We start from the raw sequence: 3,192 nt of genomic DNA, 5'->3' as shown, positions 1-3,192 counted from the left end.
GAAGTTCGGGTTCTCCAGCAGCTTGAACTTGTCGATCGTGATGACCCACGCGGCGAGCAGACCGGCCGCGCCGGTGATCACCAGCAACAGGGCGAACGCGCGACTGCCCCCCGCGGTCCGCACCCTCGCGGCGCCGCCGGCGGTCCGTGTCATCAGCCGCGCAAACTGTGCGCGGGCAGGAGTACGTGGGCCGCGCTGAGCAGGATCTCCTCGTTACCCGCGAAGGCCGCCAGGCTCTCCGGCTCGACGGGCTTGCCGGGCTCGGCCTCGGGCCAGGCCCGGGTGGCGAACAGAAAGTAGGCGTAGCCCCGTTCACCGACCGCCGCGAGCCACTCGGGCGGCACGACGCACTGAGCGTTGAGGTACGGCATCGTGACGACGGCCTGGCCCGCCTCGACAAGGAGGGTGAGCGGCAGGCTCGGCTGCCGGGTCCCGTCGAGCAGCGAGTCGCCGACGGGCAGACCGTTGTTCCGCAGCAACTGCTCGATGGCGGCCGTGGCGGCCTCCGGGCCGCCTTCACCGTCGCCCAGGGAGTAGGCGAGAAGATAGGGCATGTCGCCGTCGGGCACTTCACCGCTGAAGGCAATGACGGCGAGCGTGCCGAGATCGACGGCCCGGAAAGGGCGCGTTTGGCTTGAGGTTGAGGTCACCGCGGAACCTTATCGACTCACCCGAACGGGCCCGGCCGATTTCTCACCCGAATGGCCGACAGCCGACGGGCGACCACACGAATGGGGGACGCTCCTCGAACAACGCGAAGGGCCGACTCCGCAGGTACGGAATCAGCCCTTTCAGTCCGCGTGCGACGTCAATCGAGGAGGCACGAGGTCACTTGTTGTCGCACACGTTCCCAAACGCCGGGTTCAACGCGCCGATGACGTTGACGCTGAGGCCACAGGCGTTCACCGGAACGTCCACGGGGACCTGAATGACGTTGCCGGAGGCGACACCGGGGGAATTGGCCGCCGAGCCCTGTGCGCCGGCATCGGCGACGGCGCTGCCCGCGGCGGCACCCGCGGCCATTCCGGCGGTGGCGAAAATGAGAGCGGCCTTCTTGGCAAGGTTCATCGTCCGTCCTTTCCTTGGAGACTTGCTTCAGCCTAGGGATGAGTCCGCAGGCCTTTCGGGAAGACACGCGACGAAGTGAATTCATTTCCCTGAACCAACTGGCTCCGGAGGGAACCGATCAGTTCCGGAGGGGAAGCCCGCCGAGGAGCCGCGCGGGGCCGCCGGCCGCGTTGAGCGCCTTCGTCGTGCCGCTCACGGCGTTGAGCACCGAACTCTTGTTCTCGGTGTCGAGCGCGTTCGACTGATGCTGCAGGGGCTGCACGTCCTTCAGACTGAGCGAGCGCTGGCTGGCAATGGTCTCCAGTGCGCTGTTGAGACTGGTGGGCGTGAGGTCGGAGGCCTCGACGGCAAAGGCTGGCGCGGCGACACCAGCGATGATCACGGACCCGGCAACGACAGCGGCAGCATTCAGGGACTTCATCATGCTCCTTTCTTCGGTGACAGGTGCCACCGGAGGGAATTTCCGCTTTTTCCGGACTGACTAACGAGACCCGGACACGAAGGAAACCCTGTGCAGACGATTCCCGCACCCCATCCGAATGTCCAACCCGCGATGAACAGCGTGTGGTCGGCGGCTCGTCCAGAGCCGCGGCCCGGCGCGCCGCCCGGCTCGGGCTCCCCGTGCCAGGGCAGCCGGCGCACCCACTCGCGGAGGGCAGGGTGGTTCTTCTTGACGACGGCCCAGGGCGCGTTCCGGTGTGTCAGCTACCCAAGCGGACGTCACCACCTGCAACCTGTAACACGCTCCAGGTAGCGGCCGGGTGTTCCCGCCAAGGCGGTCGTCACTGACGAGGAGCCATGCAAGGGCCTTGGACCCGCTTCCCCCAATCGGGACAACGCGGACCGGCCGCCCTCCCGTTGGGGAAGGCGGCCGGCAGAAGGGGTGGCGCTGACGTCAGCCGTTGGCGCAGGTGTTGCCGAACGCGGGGTTCAGCAGACCGACGACGTTCACGGTGTTCCCGCAGACGTTGACCGGAACGTGGATGGGCACCTGCAGGACGTTGCCCGACAGGACGCCAGGGGATTGGGCCGCCGAGCCGGTTGCGCCGCTGTCGGCGGCAGCGATGCCGGCGGTGCCCGCCACGGCAGCGGCGGCAACGGAGGTCAGGGCCAGGCCCTTCGCGATACGCGACATGGAGAAGTGCTCCTTGGAATCGTCACAACGTCCGGGCGAGATGCCCGGTGCTGGAATCAACGCGCAGGACACGCACGAGTTGCGCCTCCAAAGGAGTGATCTCACCATCACCGAACTCCACCATTCCGATACATTCATGAGATTTAACCGACAAACGCAGTGAGTGGCTGGAGCCGAAAACCTCCCGCGGCTCCTTGCCAGGGGATGCCGGAATCAGGCTCGGAATACCGACCTGGAATCAGACCTCAGCCGTCCAGCGGGAGCTGGACCCCGCGTAGGAACTGGCACGGTGTACCGGGCCACCTGGAGACCGAAACCTCATCGCAGCCTGGGGGTTCGGGGCGGGCCGCGAGCAGCTCGGACTGTCGGTCGACGAACTGCGCAGGAGTCCGGCGGCGGTGGCCGGCGGTTCTCGGGAGACAGACCGGGACTTCGGGTCCTCGGTGCCGGGCCGCTACATGTCGGCCACGCTCGTACGAGGGTTACGAGGGTTACGAGGGTTACGGCGGCGGCTGCGCGCGGGCCCGGGCGGCGAGCGGGTCCCAGCATCCGCGGACCGGCACGGGCGGGACGCGGTCATGCGCATCCAGGCCGGCGCCAAGGAGCGGAAGGACAAAGGGGGACAGCGCAATTGGGTGCCGGGCGCGGCGAAGCGTCCGGCACCCAGAGCGTCGTACTACCGGCGGGAGGCGACTCGACCTCGTCGGTACAGGACGGCTCCGCCGATCAGCAGCGCGGCGCCGGCGGCCGAGGCCCCGAGCACGTTCTCACTGCCGGTGTGCGCCAGGGTGGGCGGATTCTCGGAGGGAGAAACGGGCAGGATCGTCTGCCGGACGGTCCGCGCGGGGGTGACGGGTGTCGTCACCGGCGGGACAGTCGGAGGCGTCACCGGCGGAACGGTCGGAGGCGTCACCGGCGGAACGGTCGGAGGCGTCACCGGCGGAACAGTCGGAGGCGTGGTACCGGGAGGCGTCACCGGCGGGACAGTC

Annotated in this window: 5 protein-coding genes; all 5 read right to left on the bottom strand. The window is 68.2% G+C overall.

Going from position 1 to position 3,192, the window contains the following annotated elements; translation table 11 throughout:
- Positions 1 to 152 precede the first annotated feature (152 nt).
- Positions 153 to 650 (bottom strand): DUF5949 family protein, encoded by a 498-nt coding sequence (locus ACFVWD_RS42510; RefSeq protein WP_389603281.1) that lies wholly within the window; start codon positions 648 to 650, stop codon positions 153 to 155.
- 178 nt (positions 651 to 828) lie between these two features.
- The gene (locus tag ACFVWD_RS42505; protein WP_054231821.1) at positions 829 to 1,068 is read right to left on the bottom strand and encodes a chaplin; all 240 of its coding nucleotides are present in this window, start codon (positions 1,066 to 1,068) and stop codon (positions 829 to 831) included.
- Between the two features lie 118 nt (positions 1,069 to 1,186).
- Positions 1,187 to 1,489 carry a hypothetical protein gene (locus ACFVWD_RS42500; protein ID WP_389603285.1) on the bottom strand — a complete coding sequence of 101 codons (303 nt, stop codon included), beginning with the start codon at positions 1,487 to 1,489 and terminating at the stop codon, positions 1,187 to 1,189.
- A gap of 474 nt (positions 1,490 to 1,963) precedes the next feature.
- On the bottom strand, positions 1,964 to 2,203 hold the full coding sequence (locus ACFVWD_RS42495) for a chaplin (protein ID WP_075033817.1): 240 nt from the start codon (positions 2,201 to 2,203) through the stop codon (positions 1,964 to 1,966).
- A 676-nt stretch (positions 2,204 to 2,879) separates the two neighbouring features.
- Positions 2,880 to 3,092, bottom strand: a complete 213-nt coding sequence (locus ACFVWD_RS42490) for an LPXTG cell wall anchor domain-containing protein (RefSeq protein WP_389603280.1) — start codon at positions 3,090 to 3,092, stop codon at positions 2,880 to 2,882.
- Between the last annotated feature and the right edge of the window lie 100 nt (positions 3,093 to 3,192).

The sequence above is a fragment of the Streptomyces sp. NPDC058086 genome (genome assembly GCF_042885015.1).
Taxonomy (GTDB): Bacteria; Actinomycetota; Actinomycetes; order Streptomycetales; family Streptomycetaceae; genus Streptomyces.
Note: the sequence above shows the minus strand (reverse complement) of the source record. Positions and strands in the feature narration are given on the sequence as shown.

What these genes read in the sequence shown, in the direction of transcription:
- ACFVWD_RS42495 (WP_075033817.1), bottom strand. Translation starts at nt 2,203, where the DNA reads ATGTCGCGTATCGCGAAGGGCCTGGCCCTGACCTCCGTTGCCGCCGCT.
- ACFVWD_RS42500 (WP_389603285.1), bottom strand. Translation starts at nt 1,489, where the DNA reads ATGAAGTCCCTGAATGCTGCCGCTGTCGTTGCCGGGTCCGTGATCATC.
- ACFVWD_RS42505 (WP_054231821.1), bottom strand. Translation starts at nt 1,068, where the DNA reads ATGAACCTTGCCAAGAAGGCCGCTCTCATTTTCGCCACCGCCGGAATG.